Annotated in this window: 14 protein-coding genes and 1 pseudogene; 3 read left to right on the forward strand and 12 right to left on the reverse strand. The window is 64.0% G+C overall.

The window, feature by feature from the left end:
- Nucleotides 1–221: 221 nt before the first annotated feature.
- The 5 genes from NV382_RS09150 to NV382_RS09170 form a co-directional block, all read right to left on the reverse strand.
- Nucleotides 222–1,604 (reverse strand): RNB domain-containing ribonuclease, encoded by a 1,383-nt coding sequence (locus NV382_RS09150; RefSeq protein WP_260600182.1) that lies wholly within the window; start codon nt 1,602–1,604, stop codon nt 222–224.
- Between the two features lie 218 nt (nt 1,605–1,822).
- The gene (locus tag NV382_RS09155) at nt 1,823–2,629 is read right to left on the reverse strand and encodes an ATP-grasp fold amidoligase family protein (RefSeq protein ID WP_260600129.1); all 807 of its coding nucleotides are present in this window, start codon (nt 2,627–2,629) and stop codon (nt 1,823–1,825) included.
- Nucleotides 2,630–3,054: 425 nt separating this feature from the next.
- Nucleotides 3,055–3,885 carry a 23S rRNA (adenine(2030)-N(6))-methyltransferase RlmJ gene (locus NV382_RS09160; RefSeq protein ID WP_260600368.1) on the reverse strand — a complete coding sequence of 277 codons (831 nt, stop codon included), beginning with the start codon at nt 3,883–3,885 and terminating at the stop codon, nt 3,055–3,057.
- 73 nt (nt 3,886–3,958) lie between these two features.
- Nucleotides 3,959–4,210 carry a hypothetical protein gene (locus NV382_RS09165; RefSeq protein ID WP_260600183.1) on the reverse strand — a complete coding sequence of 84 codons (252 nt, stop codon included), beginning with the start codon at nt 4,208–4,210 and terminating at the stop codon, nt 3,959–3,961.
- Entirely contained in the window at nt 4,210–6,519 is a 2,310-nt protein-coding gene (locus NV382_RS09170) for a VIT domain-containing protein (protein ID WP_260600184.1), read from the reverse strand. The genes NV382_RS09165 and NV382_RS09170 overlap by 1 nt, the downstream gene beginning before the upstream one ends.
- A gap of 245 nt (nt 6,520–6,764) precedes the next feature.
- Between NV382_RS09170 and NV382_RS09175 the strand changes: the two genes are divergently transcribed.
- Entirely contained in the window at nt 6,765–8,990 is a 2,226-nt protein-coding gene (locus NV382_RS09175; protein ID WP_260600185.1) for a S9 family peptidase, read from the forward strand.
- A gap of 365 nt (nt 8,991–9,355) precedes the next feature.
- On the opposite strand, the gene NV382_RS09180 is transcribed toward NV382_RS09175, so the two are convergent.
- The 3 genes from NV382_RS09180 to NV382_RS09190 all read right to left on the reverse strand — a co-directional run bounded on the left by NV382_RS09180 (nt 9,356) and on the right by NV382_RS09190 (nt 16,228).
- Complete coding sequence (locus NV382_RS09180; RefSeq protein WP_260600186.1) at nt 9,356–10,450, reverse strand: phosphatidylinositol-specific phospholipase C1-like protein; 1,095 nt, start codon at nt 10,448–10,450, stop codon at nt 9,356–9,358.
- Nucleotides 10,450–13,110 (reverse strand): TonB-dependent receptor, encoded by a 2,661-nt coding sequence (locus tag NV382_RS09185; RefSeq protein WP_260600187.1) that lies wholly within the window; start codon nt 13,108–13,110, stop codon nt 10,450–10,452. The genes NV382_RS09180 and NV382_RS09185 overlap by 1 nt, the downstream gene beginning before the upstream one ends.
- Before the next feature lie 322 nt (nt 13,111–13,432).
- Nucleotides 13,433–16,228, reverse strand: a complete 2,796-nt coding sequence (locus NV382_RS09190) for a TonB-dependent receptor (protein ID WP_260600188.1) — start codon at nt 16,226–16,228, stop codon at nt 13,433–13,435.
- A gap of 226 nt (nt 16,229–16,454) precedes the next feature.
- On the opposite strand from NV382_RS09190, the gene NV382_RS09195 reads away from it, so the two are divergent.
- Nucleotides 16,455–17,693 carry a histidine-type phosphatase gene (locus tag NV382_RS09195; RefSeq protein ID WP_260600189.1) on the forward strand — a complete coding sequence of 413 codons (1,239 nt, stop codon included), beginning with the start codon at nt 16,455–16,457 and terminating at the stop codon, nt 17,691–17,693.
- 386 nt (nt 17,694–18,079) lie between these two features.
- Here NV382_RS09195 and NV382_RS09200 read toward each other — a convergent pair whose 3' ends face one another.
- From NV382_RS09200 to NV382_RS09210, 4 genes and pseudogenes are all read right to left on the reverse strand, one after another.
- The gene (locus NV382_RS09200) at nt 18,080–19,621 is read right to left on the reverse strand and encodes a UvrD-helicase domain-containing protein (protein ID WP_418066778.1); all 1,542 of its coding nucleotides are present in this window, start codon (nt 19,619–19,621) and stop codon (nt 18,080–18,082) included.
- Nucleotides 19,515–19,955, reverse strand: coding sequence for a UvrD-helicase domain-containing protein (locus NV382_RS19665; RefSeq protein WP_418066779.1), 441 nt, complete (start codon nt 19,953–19,955; stop codon nt 19,515–19,517). The genes NV382_RS09200 and NV382_RS19665 overlap by 107 nt, the downstream gene beginning before the upstream one ends.
- Before the next feature lie 139 nt (nt 19,956–20,094).
- Nucleotides 20,095–20,816 (reverse strand): annotated as a pseudogene (locus tag NV382_RS09205) (IS6 family transposase).
- Between the two features lie 187 nt (nt 20,817–21,003).
- Nucleotides 21,004–21,726 (reverse strand): IS6 family transposase, encoded by a 723-nt coding sequence (locus NV382_RS09210; RefSeq protein WP_418066781.1) that lies wholly within the window; start codon nt 21,724–21,726, stop codon nt 21,004–21,006.
- Between NV382_RS09210 and NV382_RS09215 the strand changes: the two genes are divergently transcribed.
- Nucleotides 21,711–22,289, forward strand: a complete 579-nt coding sequence (locus NV382_RS09215) for a TetR/AcrR family transcriptional regulator (RefSeq protein ID WP_260600191.1) — start codon at nt 21,711–21,713, stop codon at nt 22,287–22,289. The genes NV382_RS09210 and NV382_RS09215 overlap by 16 nt on opposite strands.
- The last annotated feature ends 19 nt before the right edge of the window (nt 22,290–22,308 follow it).

The raw sequence follows: 22,308 nt of genomic DNA on the forward strand, positions 1-22,308 counted from the left end.
TTCCTTCTCGTGACGAGCATCAACAAATGCGGGCGCGCATGGGTCCTATGCTTTCTTTTGCGCGGGTTCGACGGTTGCATTAGAAGGTGTAGCGCACCTTGCACTGATACTTAGTCGTCTAATCCGCTCCCGGCACCGAGGACATGATGGTGGTGGTGGAGGTGCTCGACGCTTTCTTGCACGGCGCTGCAACTCGGAGCCACGTCGATTGGCAGACAAGCTCAGACGACATCGAAGTCGATCCTGCGCCGCGCTGGATCCACCCCGATGAGGCGCGCATCGATGCGATCGCCGGGCGTCAGATCTTTCGCCGCGATGCGGGCGAGTACCGGCAGGTCAAACAGCTGGATGCGGGCATGGCGTGGGTCAGCCTCTACCACCGTTGCAGAGAACGTCTTGCCCACCTCGCCGCTGAGCATCACTGCTTCTGCAAGATCGAGTACCGCTCGATCGATCTGGCCCTGCCGCGCACCGGCGCGTGCCATGACAGGGGGCAGCGTTTCGAACGCCGCGGCGATGGGTTCGGGGACATCTTGGCCGTTCGCAATAGCGAGCGCGGCCATAACGACGTAACGGTCGGCGAGACGCCGCAGGGGCGCCGTGGCGTGCGCGTAGGTTGCGCCCATCGCCGCGTGCCAGGGCGTTGCACCAGATCGATAGGGCTCATAGCTCGCACCGGACCCGGCACGCCGGATCGCCAGCATCATCGCAGCGTCTCTCGGCACCTCGGGGCTGAGCGCCTGCTCGAAAGTTTGAAGCGGCATCTCCGGCGGCCAGACGACAGCGATCGCGGCGGCCCTGACGCGCAGACGGGCGACTGTTGCCGTATCGGGTTCTGGCATGACCCTGAATAAACCAGTCTGATGCGCCAGCATCGCGTCCGCAACGGCGAGGTTTGTGGCGAGCGAGAGGGCGGCGTTGCGGTCCTCGGCGACAAGACGCGGACGGAAGGACAGCTCGAAACCGCCGCCAGACGCCGCTTCCACCTGCTGCTCCGGCGGGTCCACGCGCGAGGCACCGCGGCGGCGCTCCGCCTCGGCAATGCGTTGCGCCAGCTCCTCCATCTGCGGTGGCAGGTCGGAGGGGCGGACGCCGTCATACGACAGCTTCGCCCGGCTGCGGATGATGGCGCGCTCAGCGCCGTCGAGCCTGACCCCGCCGTCAGGTGCGACGCGAACAATGAACACGATCGCTGGTCGCGGTCCGTCCGGCAGCAGGCTCGCCGCGCGCTCTCCCAGTATCGGAGGGTACAGGCCGGCCTTTCCATCAGGCAGGTACATCGTTTCTCCACGTCGCCATGCTTCGGCATCGATCACGTCGCCAGGCTCGACGAACCAGCTAACGTCCGCGATGGCGTAGCGCAGCAGAAAATCCTCGCCGCACGCTTCGATGCAGAACGCTTGGTCGAGATCAGTCGAGGTTGCCGGGTCCAGCGTGACAAACGGGAGATCGAGTCGATCGATGTGCGCCGTCGGAGCGCGCATCGACGCGCGTTCGGCAGCCGCTAGAACCTCCTGCGGGAAGTCTCCTGGAACCTGGAATTCGGTGCGGATCGCGTCCAGTCCGGTGGCGAGCGCGTGATCGGGATCGACAAGTGCTTTCATGGCGGCGAGACTACACGCGCGGTCCACGCGCGGAAATAGCAGCTGCTGCGCCCTATCCGGGCGCAAGACGGCGCCCGCTCGCGGCGTACGCACGCTGCTGATCAGGCGTACGGCAATGCGACGATCCACGATGACCGGATGTCCGAAGCGACCCACTTCCCGCCATTCAGTTGCTTCGGGCTCCTTCCCAACTTCCGCCGTCCGTTCAGGTAGAGCAGTCAGCCATTGCGCAGATCTCGCGCGTGCCGCCAGAGCTCGCCCATGTGTCGGTCGAGCGAAGCCGGCACCACCGGCAGCAGTCCGGAGCCTGGATAAACGGTCACCTCGCCGAATAGCGTCTTTCCGGCTATTTCGTAGCAGTCGATGCGGAGGAACTGATGACCGCGCGCCAGCCGCTCAGCCCCAGCGATCAGCCGATCGAGGGTGCGCGGGCGGGCCGGATCGGCATCGCGGCTTGGTGGTGAAACTCGCAGCCAGTCGCGGTCCATAACGATCCAGCGGTGCGAGGTCGCTCGGTCGAGATGGACCTGCACGAACGCCGCACGGCCACCGAACACGAACAGCTTGTAATCGATGGGCAGCACTTCCTCTTGGCCCAGATAGGGCTCAATTAGCAGCCCCGACGGCACGCTTGCATAGGCCCACTCGTCCAACCAGCGGCCATAGCGCATATTCTCCCAGGATGCCGTCTGCGAACGTGCCGCCTCCCATTCGGCCAGCGTCCGCACGAACGCAATGTGCCCGCAGCCGTGCCGTGCCTTGACCACTAGCGGCAACGGGGCCGGCGGTTGGTCCGGCAGCGAGCGGCCTTCCCACAGTGTTGGGATCACCCACTCAGGTCCGAGCGCGAGGGCGACTACGGCCTTGACCGCAACCTTGTCGACAAGTTCCGGCAGCCGAGGATCGCGGTCGTAGAGCTTGCGGTGTTGCACCCATTCGGTGAACCGCTGCGGCGTACTTAGATGCAGAGCACGACGGTGCTGCCACAGGTAGGTGAGATGCACACGTAGCAGGGCAAGAACCATCACGGACGCTTACGTTGTGCGTTCGGACGGGTGGACGCAAGGATGGTGGGCCATGAGCAACATAACGGCTGCGCAGGACCGGCAGCTTGACCGATGCGACGACCCAATCTCGGCCGTTCGCAGCCTCTTTTCGTATCCCCGACTCCGGTCGTTCGTTCAGCTCGCTTGAGCGATTGCATCGGGGCTGCTGACCTCAAGCTCGATGACGCTCTACGGGACTGGAGATACCATTCCCAGCGTCTTCGGCAGTCGGCTGCTTCCAGAGCAAGCAGCCCCCTACCAGCGCTCCCGGTGAACGCGGAGCACAAGTAGCGATGGTCACCAGCCAACCTCCGAAAGCGAGCGAATTTTTTGGGGGATGCACTGTTCGAAACCAGCAGCGCGGCAATTCCTCCTTTAGAAGAAGGCATCAATGAGGGTTTACTTCAATCGCTCAACCAATCGGCTGTGATCTCGCCTCTATGCCCCTCCGGCGCCAGCACGGCGCGCAGGGCTTCCAGCAGAGGCGGCAGCGCCTGCATCAAGGCGTAGGGCGGATTGACGATATAAAGGCCCGCGCCATTATAGATGCCGGGCTGATCGCCATCGTACAACCAATGCTCCACCTGCAGTAATTTCGGGATGCCGAGCTTGCGTAACTGCTCCTTCCACCGCCAATGCGTGGCGCGTTCTTTTAGCGGAAACCAGATTACCGTCACGCCATGCGCCCATTTGCGGTGAGCGGCGGCGAGAGTGGCTGTGATACGTGCGCGTTCTTCGGGCTGCTCGTACGGCGGGTCGACCACCACCACGCCGCGCGCGGTGCGGGGCGGCAGCATCGCCAGCCAAAGCTCGTAGGCGTCGCGCTCATGCACGGCAGCGGATGTGTCGCGCATCACGCGGCGCAGGGCTTGAACGTCCTCGGGGTGTTTCTCGTTCAGGATCAGGAAATCCTGTGGGCGCAGAAGCTGCGCAAGAACCCTGGGCGAGCCGGGGTAGAGGTGCGGCTCGAGCCCGACATTCACCGCCTGTACGGCGGCGCGGTAGTCGTTCAGCAAGGGATTTGGGTCGGCAAAGGCGCGCAGCACGCCCTGCGCGGACTCGCCGGTGCGTCGTGCTTCCTCGCTGCCAAGGTCGTACAGCCCGCAGCCCGCGTGGGTGTCGATTAGGGTCAGCGCGCTCTGTTTTTGCTGCAAGGCCCGCACAAGCGCGACCAGTAGGCTGTGCTTCACGACATCGGCGCTATTGCCAGCATGGAATGAATGTCGATAATTCATTGAATTCAAAAAATCTGACGATTTGCCTTTATACGTGCCTTGGAGCGCGAGGCGTTCAAGCACCAATCCGGTGCTAGTATAAAGTCGGGCAAAAACCTTCAACGCAGATCGCGCCGTCGCGGCCATACGGCGCCCCGCTTGCGAGAAGCACGGCCATCAGCCGACCGGCTCCGACAAGGTGCCTTGCCTGCCCGAGCGACCAGCCGAGCGCCGCAAGCAACGCCAGCGTCGTCGCCACACCAACCCCGTCCGCCCGCCCGGCCAGCAGCCAAAGCGCGTGCCAGCCGGCTGCCGCCACCAGCACGGCGGCGCCTCGCGCCGACATCACGCCGCCGCTCGCGCCAAGTCGCGCTGCCGCTTCAGCAGCCATGCGCCGACGAGCGCGGTGAGAATCAGCAGCGCCCAGGTTTCGGGCTCGGGCACTGTCGGCACTGCGTCCGGATCGGGAACCGGCAGGCCGTTCGCCTTGTAGTCCCGCTCGCTCTCGAGCACGACCGCACCGCTGACCGGTGTGACCAGGTTCAGTCGATGGGCGAGCGCGATCGCCGCCTCGCGCTCCTTGCCGCGACTGCGGCCCTGCCCGGCCAGTTGTTCCGCCGCCCAGAGCCTGACGAGGTGGGCCGATCCCGTCCGCCCGCTGCCCGCCACCGGCACCTTCACGACGCTCCATCGCGGTGCGTCGCTGGCGACATCCGCCAGGATGGCACGCAAGTCCGCAGCGAGGTCGCCGCTCGGCGGAGGCAGGCGTGCGTTGTCGAACCAGCGATACCCGGCCAGCGTCATCGCACGGCCAGGCGCCACCTGGTAGCGCACCAATCGGGGCAACGCGGATGACCGGTCGAGCACCTGATCGAGCGCCGGCTCGGGTGAGGTGAAACGGATCGGCTGCGCGCCGTGAAGCCACAGCAGCGTGGCGTCGGCGCGCGGCATCGCCTCAAGAGCGGTCGCCAGCGCGGCGCGGTCGTCCTGCCCGCCACCAAAGCGGATCGCCGCCAGCGCCGTCCCGACGCGCTGCGCCTGTTCGGGCGACCAGCGACGTGGCGCGACGAACGCGGGTGTGTCGCCAGCAACGACCAAGCCGACGAGACGACCGGGCGAGATCGCCTCCAGCGCCAAGGGCAGCGCGGTCGCGATCCCGGCCATGTCGCCCGAACTGTCGACGACCATCATCAGCGGCCCGCGCGATGCGGCAGCCCGCTCGATCCGCTGTTCGACCGACAAGGCGGGACCCTTGCCCTGCGCCACCACGCCGCCGACCGCCACCGACGGCATCGTCACCGGCGGCAAGGCAACGCGGAACCGCCCCGCAAGCAGCGTCGGGTCCGGCAGCGCCGCGCGCGTTGTTCCGGCACCCTCGATCCAGACCGCGTGGCGCAGGTCGGGAGCAAGATCGAAGTTGCGCTCTACCATGGCGGGGAGGGCCAGCGTCCGCCGTCCGTCGGGCGCAATTGCAAAGGGTGCGGTCACCCCGATCCTGAGCCGCATGGCAGCATGCGGCTGGATCGGGAACGCCTGCACCAGCAGTCGCTGCGCGCCGTCGGTGGTGACCAGCAGGGGATCGCGCGATGCGCTAACAATGCCGGCGTAGGCGCTACGCGCCTCGCCCCGCCCGGCGATACTGGCCTCGCGCGGCTCCCCATTGATCCAAAGCGTCGCGCGCGAGGCAACCGCGCCTTCGGGCAGCGCGACCGTGAAGCGCGCCTCCCGCTGGATGTCTCCCCTGTTGGTGAGATCGATCGTCCATTCGAGATAGCCCAGGTTGTCGCGCGCGGTCACCGAGCCGTCGATGCGGGACCCGGCCAGCGACAAATCGGGCACGCGACCGCCGACTTCGTCGCCGCCCTGATCGTCGTCCCAGCCGAACAGCCGCATCCGGTCACCGACGCCATGTCCCGGCCGCGCGACCGCGTTGAACGCCCTTCCCGTCACCCGATAGTAGAGTTCGCGCGCCGCGTCGGTGCGTGGCCGCTCGCTCCAGAAGATGCCGTTGCTCCAGGCGGAGATCAGGAAGCTGGCGATGCCGCTAGCCCTGGCCGTGTCGCCGTAGGATTGACGCAGCAGCATGTCGCGGTCGCCAAGCGAGCGCATCAGCGTGACGGCGCTCGACCGATCAGCCGCGCTTTCGCCATAACGGTCCAGTGCAAGCTGCGTGATCGTGGCGGGCAGGTCGACCAGAAGCAGCGCCAGCGTACCCGCTGCGACGCCCCCGACCGCCACACGGCCGCCGCGCGGACGGGACGCCGCTGCCTCGATGGTCCAACGGACTGCACAGACAAGGCCGGCGAGTGGCGCGAATGGCAGCAGGCCGATGCCGAAGAAGATAATCGCGATCAGCGCGAACGGCAGCATCGTCAGGAATAACAAACTGTAGCTCCCGGCAATGGCGATGCTCGCGCCGCCGGCGACCAGCAGCCATGTCGGGGGCGTGTCCTCGCCCTGCAGCGCTCGCCACAGCAGAAAGTTGGCGAACGGCACGATGGCAATGAGCACGAGATGACCGATCGTCGGCACCGGATCAAAGAACGCCCCTGCACACAGTCCGGTCAAGAGTTCGACCACGATGACGATGATGGGAAAGACACTGGCGATGATGAGCGAACCTGCGCCTGGTCGGGATCGGTCGAGGTAGGACATGTCGGTCGTCTCCTTTGTGGAGCCGATGTGCCGCAACGATGCCGAGCCTTGATGGCGGTGCCGTGGAGCCTATCAGGAGACGATGTGCACAGATGGTGCAGGCCCTTTCAAGGGCGCGCCAGCCACTCAGCTAACGGCGGGCGCCACGATGATGGTGGCGGGTCTGTGCCCGTTTCGCGCGAAGTGGCCCCGCAGCAGTCCCCGAAGCAGCGTCCGCCTTCTCGCGAACCGGATCATGTCCGTGCATGCAGGATCGAGGTCGGAACCTTCAAATAAGCGGACCGGGCGCGGCGGCGCTTGAGACCCACAAGGCGACGTTCGTCGATGGCTTGTTGCTTCCTCAAACCCGCCATTCGTTCATCAGGGCCGATCAGCACACAGCAGGGTCCAACCACATAAGTTTTGAGCGGCTTGTCGACCGCGAGGCGGCGTGCTGTACTGCTAATGCAGTAGCGGGGAAGACGACTATGCGCAGGGCAATTTGGGTGGCGATCGCGACGGGAGCGGCAATGATGACGGTGAGTGCTTCGTCTCAGATGACTAATGTTCCCCTCATCGAACGTACCAAACTCTTCGGCAACCCGACGCGTACGCGCGGGCAGCTGTCGCCCGACGGCAAGTGGCTCGGCTTCATCGCCCCGCGCGATGGCGTGCTGAACATTTGGGTAGCGCCTGTCGATCGCCCGGCAGACGCACGGCCGCTGACCGCCGAGAAGATGCGTCCGATCCGCTCCTATTTCTGGTCCCCCGATTCTAAGCAGGTGCTGTTCGTCAACGACAAGGGCGGGGACGAGAACTTCCTGCTCTACGGCGTCGACCTCGCCACAGGCACGCAAAAGGCGCTGACCCCGTTCGAGAAGACGCGGGTCGAGATCGTCGGCATGTCCGACACGATCAAGGACCGTATCCTCGTCGGCGTCAACAACCGCGACCCGCGCTGGCACGACGTGCAGGAACTCAACCTTGCCACCGGTAAGCTCACCTCCGTCTTTCAGAATGACGGCTGGGCCGGCTTCGTTACGGACGACCAGCTGAAGCTGCGCATCGCAGTGAAGACACGGCCCGACAGCGGCGTCGACTATTACCGGGTCGTCGACAACAAGGTGGAGGCCAAGCCCTTCACCTCGGTCGATTATGAGGACGCGTCCTCCACCTCGCCGCTCGGCTTCACGACCGACGGCAGGACGCTCTACTGGACCGACGCGCGCGGCCGCGATACCGCTGCGCTACTCGCGCAGGACATGACCACGGGCACGTTCACTACCGTCGGCACCAGCGACCGCGCCGACGTCGATGGGGGGCTAACCAATCCCCGGACAGGCAGGATCGAGGCCTATTCTGTCTATTTCCACCAGAACGAGTACGTCCCCGTCGACACCTCGGTGACGGCAGACCTCGCCTTCCTCAAGGCGCAGAACAAGGGCCAGTTCACCATCGGCACGAGGACCGATGCCGACGACAAGTGGCTAGTCACCTTCGACCCGGTCACCGCTCCATCATCGACCTGGCTCTACGACCGCCCGGCGAAGAAGCTGACCGAGCTGTATACCCCCCGTCCGGAGCTCGTCGGCGCACCGCTCGTCGCAATGGAAACGATTGACATCCCTAGCCGCGACGGACTGTCGATGGTCAGCTACCTGACTAGGCCTAAGAACGCGTCCGGCCCCGTGCCAATGGTGCTTCTCGTCCACGGCGGCCCCTGGGCGCGCGACGGCTACGGCTTCAACGGCACACATCAGTGGCTCGCCAACCGCGGCTACGCGGTGCTGTCTGTCAACTATCGCAGCTCGACTGGCTTCGGTAAGAAGTTCGTTCAGGCGGGCGACCGGCAATGGGGCCGCAAGATGCACGACGATCTGCTGGACGCCGTCGACTGGGCAGTGAAGCGCGGCGTGACCACAAAGGACAAGGTGGCGATCATGGGCGGCAGCTACGGCGGCTACGCGACGCTTGCCGGCCTGACGATGACACCCGACGCCTTCGCCTGCGGCGTCGACATCGTCGGCCCGTCGAACCTTTTCACGCTCCTCAAGACGATCCCTCCCTATTGGGAAGCGGGCAAGCAGCAGATGTACCGACGGATGGGCGACCCCGGCACGCCTGAGGGGCAGGCACTGCTCAAAGAGCGCAGCCCGCTCACCTACGCCGATGCGATCAAGAAGCCGCTACTGATCGGCCAGGGCGCCAACGACCCGCGCGTGAACGTCGCCGAAAGCGACCAGATCGTCGCGGCGATGAAGGCCAAGAACATCCCGGTTACCTACGTCGTGTTCCCCGACGAGGGCCACGGCTTCGCGCGGCCGGTCAACAACATCGCGTTCAACGCAGTGGCGGAGAACTTCCTCGCCAAGTGTCTCGGAGGCCGCGCGGAGCCGGTTGGCGGCGCCCTTGCGGCGTCGACTGCGCAGGTTCGCGCCGGCGTTGTCGAGGGTGCAGCAACAACAACAACCAAGCCTATCCCAGGCGGCTGAGACTTTCGCTTGCCGTCGTGCCGGATCGCACGGCGGCAAACCATCCCACGCTTTGACCCGCATATAGGCCCACATTCGGGCATTCACGCCGTCCCTGCCGCTTCCTAAAACCAAACACTCGTTCATTGCGAATCAGGGCTTGGATCGGCCGAAGGAGATGGCGGCCTCAAGGGGCCTCGCTGCCCAAGTGATTGTTATTGACCAACCGTAAGGGCTATCGGTGCGAGCGCCCAGCTGCACTTAGCGATTGAGCGCCGGGACGACGGATTGTCACTACTACGTGCTCTACCACATTGCCCCTCGGCCCGGCGGCAGCGATCCGTTCATCGGCATCCCCGGCGTTCGGATTCCGCCGTCCCCCACGCTCACGGGCGCAAACTGCACCGGTCGGAAACACGCACGGGGCTACAGCGCTCCATCGCCCCACCCGGCAGCGTCACGACGAAGCGGGCACGCAGCGGGTCAGGGGCACCTGGATAATAGTCGGTGCTGACCGCTTGGGCGCCGCTCGCCATGGCGGCGCGCGCCTTGGTGAGGTCATGGCTGCGCGCCTCGACCGTGTTGGCGTCGGTGCGGGTGCGGACGATCACCCCCTCTCCCACCCAGCGGCGAATCTGCTCGCCATCGGCGATCGGGTCCTGGACGATCTGGATTGCGGATTCCGGATATCCCTCAGGATACCATCCGAACATCGCTCGCCCCGCAAGGGAGGGATGACCGTCGCGGTAGACGTCGGAGACCGGTTTGCGCACGTCGAACAGGATGAATATCCGGCCGCGCGCTGCCGCCAGCGATGGCCAGCCACGTTGATGGACCGCGCTGCGCAAGCTCGCGGCACTACCGCGCACCTCGTCCGGCGTGATCAGCCGACGACCGGGCAGCACCAAGCGGATCTCGCCATCGAGCGCGTCGAGCAGGCGCTTGTCGTCTAGGGGTAGCGGGCTGCTGATCCCCGGTCGCCCGGACGACATGTCGGCAGCGTTGATCGTGATCATGATCGGCAGATGCCGCGGATGCGCGCGCGACCATCGGTCGATCTCGCCCAGACAGCGCACCAACGTCGGGCAGGTGCTGAGATAGTCGATGTCGGGGATATGAAAAACCTTGAACCCGGGTTTGAGCATCGCCGCTCGATCGAAGCCGGTAAGTTCTCCCGCGGCACGTGCCCAAGCCTCGCCTTGTGGTGCCGCATAGCGCCCGCCTTCTGGATCGGCGAAGATGTCGATCTCAAGCTGGCGCACGCCGCGGTCGAGTTGCTGTGCCAACGGCAGGTGATAGTAATCCAGCCCCTCCGCCGTGCGTGGCTCCGCGGCGCGGATCTTCGCCATCACGGCGGCAGGAATGCGCGCTTTGAAGCTGTTGTGCGAACCGACAACCTGGATGTCGTTCATCGCCCGCGGGGCGGCAGCCGCGCCAGCCAACGCCAGCGCGGCCGCGGCGACGAGGATCGCTTTCATCATCAGAACTGCGCCCGCACGCCGAACAGGATGGTCCGGCCGTAATTGTTGATCTCGCCGAACTGCAGCTTTCTGTCATTGTAGCTGTAGGTATTGGCGTTGGCGATGTTGATCGCCTCGACGCTGAACATCAGCTGCTCGGTCGCCCGCACCGACAGGTTCCCATCGAGCGAACCGAACGCCGCCTGATAGGTCGGCACCTGGGTGGTGCTGCCGATGCCGGTCAGGTACTTGTCGCGCCAGGTGTAGGAAAGCCGCGTCGAAAGCGGTCCCTTGTCGTAGAAGCCGACGACGTTGAAGCTGTTCTTCGACAGTCCGACCAGCTGGTCCTTGATCGGCCGCGCGCCGGCGGTGTAGCTCGCCTGCACGGAGGTGTGGGTGTAGGACGCCTGGAAGCCGAGACCGTCGAATGGCGCCGGCAGGAAGGTGAACACCTGGTTGTAGGCGGCCTCCGCGCCGTAGACCTTGGCGCTACCGCCGTTCACCTGCGTGCTGAGCAGCACGGTGCCGCGGCCGGGAATCTCGACGTTGATGTTCTGCGCTGTGATATAATCGTCCATCTTCTTGTAGAACAGCGCGCCGGTCAGTGAGCCGGAGCGGTTGAAGTACCATTCGAGCGATCCGTCGAACTGCGTGGCGAGGAACGGCTGCAAAGCCGGGTTGCCGCCGCTCGCAGTCGGCTGGTCGGTGGATACGCTGATCTGCGGTGCGCTCTGCGTCACGTTCGGCCGGGTGAGCACACGGCTGGCGGCCAAGCGTCCAACCAGATCGTGCGTCAGCTCGGCGCGCAGGTTGAAGCTCGGCAGCCAGTCGCTGAAGGTCTGCGGGAAGCGCGCCGGCGTGGCGACGTTGCCGGTCGTCAGCGTGCCGCTCGCCACCTGGTCGGTATGAACGTAACGCACGCCGACGTTGCCGGTGACCGCGACGCCACCCACCGGGAAGGCGTAGTCGGCACGGACATAGCCACCGGCGGTCTTCTCGGTCACCACGTAGGAGGCGCGCAGGTCGCCCGGCGTCAGGGGGCCGTTGGCGATCGCATCGGTGAACAGCTTGTCGTAGAATACGTCGGTGATCGGCACGATCCACGTGCGCGGTATGTTGCCGTCGACCCCTGACAGGAAGTTGTCGAACGGGATCTGCTCGAAGCCGTTGGGCGCGAAGCCGGTCAGCGACGTGTTGGCCGCGGGGTTCACCGTGAAGTCGCGGCGGCGGTAGTCGCGCTTGCGCCGGTGATATTCGCCACCGGCCGACAGCTTCGTGATGAAGCCGTCCATCTCGTGATCGACGTCGAGCCGCCCGTAGGTATCCCAGTCCTTGCTGTTCTTGGGCGCGATGTTGAACGGGTAGAGCGTGTAGTTCGCTGGATCGAGCACGTTGACGGGGGTGGAGAGCGTCGGCGCCACCTTGTAGCCGCCCGAGGAGTCGTAGCTCAGCGGGGCGAAGAACTGGATGCGGCTGCGCACCGTGCCCTCGGCGTAGCTCGGATGGAAACTATGCGCATAAGACCAGTTGGCGTTGGCGACGACGTGCCAGCCTTCGGGGTTCCATGCCTGCTTCAGACCCACCGTGATGAGATCGTGGCGGTTGAGGCTGTATTCGCGCGTGCCCATGAAGCGCACGTCGTTGATCGTCGCGGCGACCACGGTGTTGCCGTCGAGCTTGACTGAGCCGGGCACCAGCACCGGCTTGTGCCCGGCGACGCTGGCATCGTCGGGATAGATGTCGAGGCCGTATTCGTCATAGGCGACGTCAAGCCGCGTCGCGAGCACGTCGAGCGTGGTCTCAAGCTCGGGGCTGGGCTTCCACTGTGCCGAGATCATGCCCGAGAGGCGTTTGCGATTCTCGGTTTCAACGGTCGGTCGAGTGCGGCCCGGCGTGTAGAACCCGGTGCCCAGGGCCGAGCTGAACTTATCGAGGTACCAGCCGGTATTGTAGGATCGATCGTTGCGGACCTCCTTGGCCCAATATTGCGCGCCGGCGAGGATGCCGAACGTGCCGTCCTCGTTCTTGAAGCTGGTCAGCGCGGTGGCGTTCGGCTTCACCTTCTCGGTCAGCGTCGTGTAGGTGCCGCGCAGGTTCAGCGTGGTCTTGGTGCCGACGTCGAGCGGGCGGAAGGTCTTGACGTCGATGTTGCCGCCGAGCGCGCCCTCGGTCATGTCCGCGGTCGGGGTCTTGACCACGTCGATCTGCGAGACAAACTCGGCGGGGAGCATCTCGAAGCGGAATTGGCGGCCGTTGGCGCCGCCATTCTCGATCAGGTCGTTGATCGCGATCGGCCGTCCGTTGAGCAACGTGCTTTGGAACTGCGGCCCTAGGCCGCGAACACTGACGTACAACCCTTCACCACGCGGGCGGGTAATGGCGACGCCGGGCACCAGTTGGAGCGCTTCCGCCACATTCTGCGCGGGGAACTTGCCGATGTCCGTCGCATTGATCGCGTCCACGCCGAACCCAGCCTGCCGCTTGGTCTCGGTGGCGGCGGCGAGGCTCTGGGCGTAGGATCCCGTGACGACGATGTCCTCTTGGTCAGTGACCGCATCGGGTGTCTGCTCGCCCGTGCTGGACGCGCTCGCGCCCGTCTGCGCACAGGCCCGCTGAGGCACGCCCAATGCTGCGAAGGTAAGCGGCAGCGTCGCCCAAAGCAGGCGCGGATGTAGCGACATGTCGAATGTTCTCCCCCTCGGACCACGCGGCCCGAACAGGCGTGGCTTTAGAGGGCGCCTGTTGCACTTTGGCGGCCCGCCCATTGCCGTGTCGTGACGGTTATACGTCTGACGCATTACGGCTGACCTGAGCGGCAATGGCACCCCCAATCGGCGGCAGCACCGCGTTTGGCTCCCTCTGGTGTCCATAGTCGATGACCGCGCCGCCATCCTAATCGTGCAGCCTTCTCCCGCGGATCACTTATGCGCTGCTTCCTGCAAACGCGCCCTGCCGAACATGCGGGCGGCACCTTCAATGGAAAGGTGCCGCCCGTGTTACCGATCAGAAGGCGTAGGACACGTTCAGCATGTACACGCGCCCGGTCTCGACATAGCCGCCCTTGCGGTCGTTCGAGAGGTACGCCTTGCGTTCACTCGTCGTGGCCCAGTAATTGTGCTCATCGAACAGGTTTTCCACCGAAGCGCCGACGGTCAGCCCGGAAGGCATCGTATAATTGACGATCAGGTTCGCCTTGGACACGGGCTGGATGTACGTATCCGGGCGATCCGAGCGTAGATCATACAGCCGATCCCCCGTGTAATTGTAGTTGAGCTCCGCATAAATGCCGGCGTGCGCGTAGAAGAGCGCGCCATTGTACATGACACGCGGCGCCTGTGGCATCCGCTGGCTGCGGTCCTGGCCGTTGACGAACACCTTGGCATCCGCCCGCTGCAAGGTGACGTTGCCCTGCAGGCCCAGGCCGGAAAGCCATTTCGGCAGACCCTTCAAGCTGTAACGGCCGAACAGCTCCACACCGTAGACCTTGCCGGTCGCATTGGTCGACAGCTGCGAAACCTCGACGCCGCCCTGTTCCTCGGACTGGGGAGGACCCCAGATGTTGAGGTCGCCGCCAGCATTGGTGGTGCCCGTCGAAAACAAAACGTGCTTCAGCTTCTTGTAATACGGGCTGACCGAGAAGAAATCGGTGCCGCTGCCCTTCACTTCCAGCGACGTATCGAAATTCCATGATTCCTGGGCGTCGAGGTCGGGATTGGGAAGGAAGATGCCGGTGACCTGACCCGCATCGTTGCGCTCGATCTGGGTCGGTCCGAGCAGCAGGTCGAACGCCGGCCGCGAATAGCTCTTACGGACCGATGCACGCACGACGATCTGATCGTTCGGGCGATAGTTGGCGATGACGCCGGGCAACCACTGATCGTAGTTGCGCGACGAGGTGACGAAACCGGCAGTCGCGCCCTGGTCCTGCCAGTAGGTGCCCTTGAAGCGATTATATTCGTAGCGCACCCCTGGCACGACTTGCAGATCGCCGAACTGGAGCGTCGTCATAACATAGGCGCCGACCCGGTTCTCGGTACCGTCCAGCCGGTTCTCGCGCAATTTGTCCGGGTCGAGCGATGCGAGCTTCGAGGTCGACAAGCGCCGCACCTGTTCCTCGATGTACCGGGTGTCTAGCAGCTTGATCGGCACCTGCGCCGAATTGTGCATGAAGCCGCCGAGCATCTCGCCAGGCAGATCGGCGATCGAAGGCCCGGTCGCTGCATAACGCGGCGAGTTGGCGCCGGAGCTGGTCGGGAAGTAATACTGCAGTGCCCCGTCGTCGCCCAGACTGTTGGAATAGCGCTTGGCATCTTCGACCTTGGCACCGGTGGCAATCGATACCAGGCCCTGATCGGCGTGATGCCAGGTGGCGTCGAAGGCACCCTCCAATCGCCGTTCGTGCGCGTTTTCGAACTGCTGCGTGACATACCATTGCTTCAGCGTCGACAGATCGGTCAACGCCGCGCGCGCACCATCGCTCAATACAACCTGCGGGCTCGTCCGGTCACCGATCGACGTCACCAGGCGATCGATGGCAACCCCGGTGCCGGTCGGCGTACCGATATAGGGACGGCCGGAAAAGCCGGACTGGATGCGCAGCGGGTAATCCTGTTCACCACGCGAGTAGGCACCGTGATAGTCGAACGTGAAATTGCCGAGCCGCGACTGCCCGCCCACTTTCGTGCTGATCAGTTCCTGGTTGGAATGTTCGGTGCGGAAATAATGCGTCGCCGTCAGACCATAGTCGGCCCGGAATCCCGCGGCGTCGTAATTGCCCTTGTTGGGATTGGGATTAATCTGGTCGGGCGCTAGATCGGTCTGGCGCAATGCCGTCTGATCCATCCAGCTCTTCAGCTTGTAGCGGCCATAGGTCGAGCGGAGATACAGGCTCATATCCTCGCTGTTCCAATCGAGGTTCAGCGTGCCGCCCATGCGTTCGATACGATTGCGGAACGCCTGCCACTGCACACCGCGCGGGGCGAGGTTGTCCAGATTGTCGCGGATCATGCCGGGAATGTTGTTGTTATACTTTTCCCAGTCGTGCTGCATGGCGGTGGACTCGCCCAGTATATGCTTCAGGCCGTAATATGCGGAGGCGTAGATGCCGAAATCGCCGAAGCGTTGCGCCGTTTCAAGCTGCACGGTGCCGCCCCACGGGTTCTGATCGCGCGCGGCCGCGCGGCCGGCGATCTGGCCTTGTGCACGGATCTGGAAGTGATGTTCGGGCAGGTCGAACGCGCTGGCGGTGCGCAGATCGATCAGGCCGGCAATCGCGTCGCCATCGAAGTTGGCGGTAGGCGCCTTGTCCACCCGGACGCTCGCCAGCGCAAAGGGCGACAGCAGGTTCATCGAGATGGCGCGGGTGCGCGCATCGGTCTGCGCCAGCCGAACGCCATCCAGCAGATAGGCGTTGTATGCCGTATCGAGCCCGCGGATCGACAGATATTGCGCTTCACCCGTGCCGGCGGCGTTACGCGACTGATCGACCGAAGAGCTGATACCGGGCAGCCGGGTCAACAAGTCCGCCAGGTTCTGCTGTGGCTGGGCGCGCAATTCCTCGCCCGAGACGATGGTCGCGAACGACTGGCTTTTCACCTGTTCATCCTGCGCATTGCGGACGGTGTCGCGGCGGCCGGTGACCAGAATGTCGCCGCTCGTCTGAGTATCCTCGTTCTCGCCCAGCGTCGCTTGCGGTTCGTCTGGAATGGTCCCAGCCGATGCTGAAACAGGTGCGAGCAGCGCGATGGCCGTCCCGCACAGCAAATGGAACGCGCGCAGGCGCGTTTTCGACATCTTCATGATGTTCCCCCCGGAGAAATGTGGATTGGCGCGGGTCTGAACGACCCGTCAGCGGCGGCCCTAGGGAGGCGCAGTGACGCCGCGGTGACGAAACGACGGCACGGTGAATACAATGCCGCGGCAAGACCAATACAGGTGCCAGCGCCAGCCGTTTTTCAGAGCCGATCACCGGGGCTGAGGATCAGATTGTCATCGCGGTGCCGCTTTGCCGGCGCAGGGGGGCGACATGAGATACCTTCGCTCCCGCCTCCTGACGATCGCCGGCGCTCTCGCCACCCTTGTCGCGCCGGCATCGGTGGTGGCACGTACTGCGGTCACCGTGGACCAGGCGATCCTCGTCATGCGCCATGGTATCCGCGCGCCACTGTCGGGGGAGGTGCCGGCCGGCACGCGCACCGGGCAGCCATGGCCGCGCTGGTCGGTCGCCGAAAGCCGGATCACCGATCACGGCAAGTCTGCGCTGATCCGCGTCGCCGAAGAGGATCGCCGCCGCTTCGTTCGTCAGGGGTTGATCCCTGCCACCGGTTGCCCCTCCGCGCGAGGCATTACCATTCACAGCAATACATCCGACCGCACGATCGTCAGCGGCGCAGCATATGCCGATGGGCTGGCACGCGGCTGCGGACTCGCCGTAGATCATCTGGCGCTGGACCGGATCGACCCGATCTTCGAACCGTTGCGTGCCGGCACGACAGGGTTCGATCCCAAGACGGCGATCGCGTCGATCGATCGGAGCACGGGCGGCATGAAGGCGATGGCCGTGCGTCACGCGGGCAATATTGCGCTGCTTGACGACGTGCTCGCCTGTTCGCCGCGCGCCAATGGCTGCGCGCCTCCGGATCCGGCAGCCGTCACGTCTTCCGGCGATGGCAAGGGCGTCGATCTGAGCGGGCCGATCCGCACCACATCCGGGATCGCGCAGGTCCTGCTGCTGCAATATATCGAGGGAATGCCGTTGCGTTCCGTCGGCTGGGGCCGGGTCGATGCCGCGAAGCTCCAGCGGCTGGGCACCTTGCACGCCGCTTTGTTCGATGTGTTCACCCGCCCGCCGTACATGGCCGCGCATCAGGCGTCGGCGCTCGGTCGCGATGTGCTCGAGACGCTGTCCGCCGACGCGCCGCGGCTGCGCATCCTAATGGGTCACGACACCAACGTCACGGCGCTGGCTGCCGCATTGCGGATCGACCTTACCGCACCTGGCTATGCGACCAACGATGTGGCGCCCGGCGGTGCGATCCTGATCGAGCGGGGGCACGATTCCGCGGGTATACTCTTCGTCCGCCTGTTCTACCGTACGCAGTCGCCTGATGCCCTGCGGACGGGGACGCGTGCAGTGGATCGCACACCGCTGCCGATACCCGGCTGCACGCAGATGAAGGGCGGATGGTGTTCGCTTGCGAAATTTACGATGCTGCTAAGCAACAACCTCGCTTCGTCCATCTACAAGCATGCGACGACATCGTAAGATCTGGCTGCCTCGGTCGCCCTAATACCCACTCCCGGACATTCGTGGCCCTTATCAGGCGCCCCAACTTCGGTCGCTCGTTCATGTCGCCGGCGCAGGTAACGTCGGCGGCGAACCGCTTCCGTTCACCCGACCGGCCCGCTCAACAAGGGACGGTGTTTCGGGACTCGACAAACGGGCGGCGAAGACGGCCGCTTTACGTCGCTGTTGCATTTGATGGCCGGCATACTCGTCGTTGCCGGCGCCAAGCCGAGCGCTTGGCATCGGGTATGCGATTCGCCGCATACGCTACCGCCCGTGAACGCCTGACCGACTGGCCAGGGAACAGCTCAAATATACAAAATGCCGTAGAAGCGGGTTCCGCTGCCGGCTTGCGATATACTGGCTTAATGAAGGGCCTCGATGCCGCTGATCGCCGCTTCGGAAAACAGCTTCTTACCAACAATTGCGGCGCGCGCGGCGTCGACGTCTTGCGCGAACACGACCACGGCGAGATCCTTCGCCGCACGCGAACAGCACACGTAGAATAGGCGGGCGGTGCGATCGAGCACCGACTCCTCGCCCGCGTCGATATGCGCCTGATCCCGATCCGACAATGGAAGGAACCCAAAATACTTGCCGTAGGAGTAGAGGTTGTAGGCGGCTTCCTCATCGTCAATCACCACTAGGACGCGCTCGAACTGTGCGCCCTTCACCCCGTGATGCGTGGCGAACGGCGATTCTTCGTCGATATAGCGCCGGTAAGACCAGAGCTCGGCGACGTTGCAGGCAAGAAATGCCTGCACATTGGCAAAGCCGCTATGCCCGTCGTCGATCGGCTCGGCGAGGAGATGCGGCGCGAACCGATCGTCGAGTCTCAGCAGTTCGGTGTCACCGATATGGCGCAGCACATCACCGACGGAAGCCTGTGAGCCTTCCGCCATCAGCGCGACCAGCCCATCGACCGCCTGTTGCAAGGCAGCGAGCACCTCACTGACCACCTGCCCCGCCAACAGCGCCGGTTCCAGGCGCGGACTTTCTGCACGCACGATCGACATGACGGTGAACTGGTCGTTAGACCCGACCGCCGCCATCATCGGCAGGATATGCTGTACGAAAGGACGTAGCGGCCAGGCACTGCCGTCCCCCAGCCCCTCGCTAAGGCTTTGCGGCGCCTTGTCGTTGAGAGCGCCATAAAGGTTGGGAAAGCCGAGGCGCGTCGCGGCCATGCGATGGACCAGTACAAGAAGTCGGACATCGCTCTCACGAAGGTTGCTCAGCCACAGATCGTCAGCCGTTTGCGCGGCAAGCCAGGCGCGCACCGCAGTCAGCCGTGCGGTCCGCTGATCATCGGCCGGCAGGATGAAGAGATTCGCCGTTCCCGCGACAGGCTCTTCAACGCCCTCGACGATTCGCGTGCGACCGCGGGTCTGTTCCACGCCGTCCGCTGGTTGCCGGACAGCATTGATGACGCTGAGCACGCTGGTTGGGCAGCGGAAATTCTCGGGCTTGGTAATATCCGCCCAATCATCGAGCAGCTCCACGACGCCTGTCCCGGTCGAATAAATCTTTTGCATTGGGTCGCCGAAGAACCCGATGCAGAGCGGCTGTTCGCTGGCGATCTGGCGCAATGCCTCGACGACATGCGGGTTTGTATCCTGGCTCTCGTCCACGAAAATGAAGGGGAAGCGACTGGCAACCAGTTGGCGCAGCAACGGATGCTGCGCGACGCAAGTAGGCGTCAGCTTCAGAATGTCATCATGGCCGAGGATGCCCTCAGCGTAGCTGCTGCCGGTGCCATAGGTGAACGTCTCGACCCGATCGATCGCCGCCAGATCTTCCTCAAGGCCGGCGATCTCCCGTTCGAGCCGCTCCTTCGTCTTCGCTTGGGTCCGGGGTTTTTGATAATGCTCGCGCTTCTCGGCAATCTTTTCCTCGATCCGCGCCACGACCCAGGCAGCGATGTCTGTCTTGAACGGGCGGAATGACAGACCACAGGAAGCTGTGGATCGTCGAGACATGAAACAGTGGCGAGACGCCGACATCGCCGGAGACTTCTGCGACCGCGACTTCGGTGTAAGTAATGCATGCGATCTTCTGACCTGCGCGACGCAGATCGGCTCCGCGCGTCTCGCCGAGATGGGCGAGCGCCTTGATGAGCGAGGTTGTCTTGCCCGATCCGGCACCGGCGACCATGACGAATGAACGCGGAGATTTGCGGTCCAGACAGGCGCGCACATCGATGTCAGCCTGCGTATCGGGACTACCGATCCGGCTGGTCATGCGATTCCCTCCCCGCCGGCGACCGCCATGACGATCGCGGCCACTTCCTCGATCGGATCGGTAAGCGTCTCGGAAGGCGCTGTCAGTCTAATGCGAACCGCTCTCCACACGCTGCATTTCGCTCTTTGAGCATGACAGCCTAGCTCGCGACCTGACCCCACTCAGCCAGTGCGGCTGAGCGGCGTTCCTTGTAGGTCTGACGGTCGACTAGGTGGCGTTCGTGATTGAAGTGGTTGTGGACGTTGGCGTGCACGCTGGCGAACTTTTGTAGCGACTTCATGCGCCTGAACCTGAGCATCGCTCGCTCTCGTCGTCGGAACGGCAGATGGCTGTTCTCCACCCGGTTGTTGGCCCAGCGTCCGACCTCCTGCTTCTCGGCGTTACCGAGCTCTTTCATCGCTGCACGGTAGGAGCGCAGACCGTCAGTCGTGATCGCCTCCGGGCTGCCGTGACGCTTCAGCGCCTTCTTTATGAAGCGTAGCGCTGCCTCCTTGTCGCGGGTTCTAGTGATGTAGCTCTCGAGGATCTCGCCCTCGTGATCGACCGCACGCCAGAGATAGACCATCTCGCCATTCAGCTTCACGTACATCTCGTCCAGGTGCCAGCGCCAGTGACGAAAGCCGCGCATGCGCGCGATGCGCTGTCGGCGAATGTCGCCCGCGAACATTGGGCCGAACCTGTTCCACCACATCCGCACCGTCTCGTACAGATGTCGATCCCGCGCTCGAACAGCAGGTCCTCGACGTTCCTGAGCGATAATGGAAAACGCACGTACATCATCACCACCAGGCGGATCACCTCGGGCGACGAGTTGAAACGACGGAACGGGCTCGGTGGAAGCGCTCTTGATTTTCGGCTCATCCACGCCCGTTAGCAGCGGCCCGCTGCCGCTGCCACATTGGTCTGACAAAGCCTGCCCAGCGACTTCGCTGCCGCCAACCTGGCGTGGCCGGCAATGACCACCCTCTCCTCATCGGTCACGATGGTGCTGTCAGTCTAATGCGAACCGCTCTCCACACGATGCATTTCGCTCTTTGAGCACGACACCCTAGCTTGCGACCTGACCCCACTCAGCCAGTGCGGCTGAGCGGCGTTCCTTGTAGGTCTGACGGTCGATCAGGTGGCGTTCGAGATTGAAGTGGTTGTGCACATTGGCGTGCACGCTGGCGAACTTCTGTAGCGTCTTCATACGTCGGAACCTCAGCATGGCCCGTTCTCGTCTTCGGAAGGGCAAATGGCTGTTCTCGACCCGGTTGTTGGCCCAGCGTCCCACCTCCTGCTTCTCAGCGTTACCCAGCTCTTTCATCGCTGCACGGTAGGAGCGCAGACCGTCAGTCGTGATCGCCTCGGGGCTGCCATGCCGCTTCAGCGCCTTCTTCATGAAGCGTAGCGCTGCCTCCTTGTCGCGGGTCCTGGTAATATAGCTCTCGAGGATCTCGCCTTCGTGGTCGACCGCTCGCCAGAGGTAGACCATCTCCCCGTTCAGCTTCACGTACATCTCATCGAGATGCCATCGCCAGTGACGAAAGCCGCGCATCCGCGAGACACGCTGCCGGCGGATGTCGCCGGCGAACATGGGCCCAAACCTGTTCCACCACATCCGCACCGTTTCGTGGCAGATGTCGATACCGCGCTCGAACAGCAGGTCCTCGACGTTGCGCAGCGACAGTGGGAACCGCACGTACATCATGACCACCAGGCGGATCACCTCGGGTGATGAGTTGAAACGACGGAACGGGCTCGGTGGAAGCGCCCTTGATTTTCGGCTCATCTACGCCCGCTAACAGCGGTACGCTGCCGCTGCCACATTGGTCTGACAAAGCCACCGAAGGTGCTTCCCGATTTACGACCGCCCGGGTCGCGGAGCGTGCGGGCGTGAGCGTGGGATCGCTGTACCAATATTTTCCAAACAAGGCGGCGATCCTGTTTCGCCTTCAAAGCGACGAATGGCGGCGGACGAGTGCGCTGCTACGCGAAATTCTGGAAGATGATGGCTCCACGCCAACGTCGCGGCTTCGAGCGCTCACACACGCGTTTCTCCGCTCGGAATGCGATGAGGCTGAGGTACGAACGGCGCTTGCAGACGCGGCACCGCTCTACCGTGACGCTCCGGAAACCGGCGAAGCGCGGGAGGCGGGGTCGTCGGTTATCCTCGCTTTCATGCGGAAGACGCTGCCTGATCGTTCAGACGCGGATGTGAGGCTGGTGACCGAGTTAGTGGAGTTGACGCTCACACAGGTTGGCAGCCGGTTTTCGGAGAAACCGCGAACAAGCCAAGAGATAACCACCTTTGCCGATGCGATGGCCGACATGTTCTCCTCCTATCTATCGTGACTGTCGTGCTGATCAGTAA

It is taken from the genome of Sphingomonas endolithica, from assembly GCF_025231525.1.
Classification (GTDB): Bacteria; Pseudomonadota; Alphaproteobacteria; order Sphingomonadales; family Sphingomonadaceae; genus Sphingomonas; species Sphingomonas endolithica.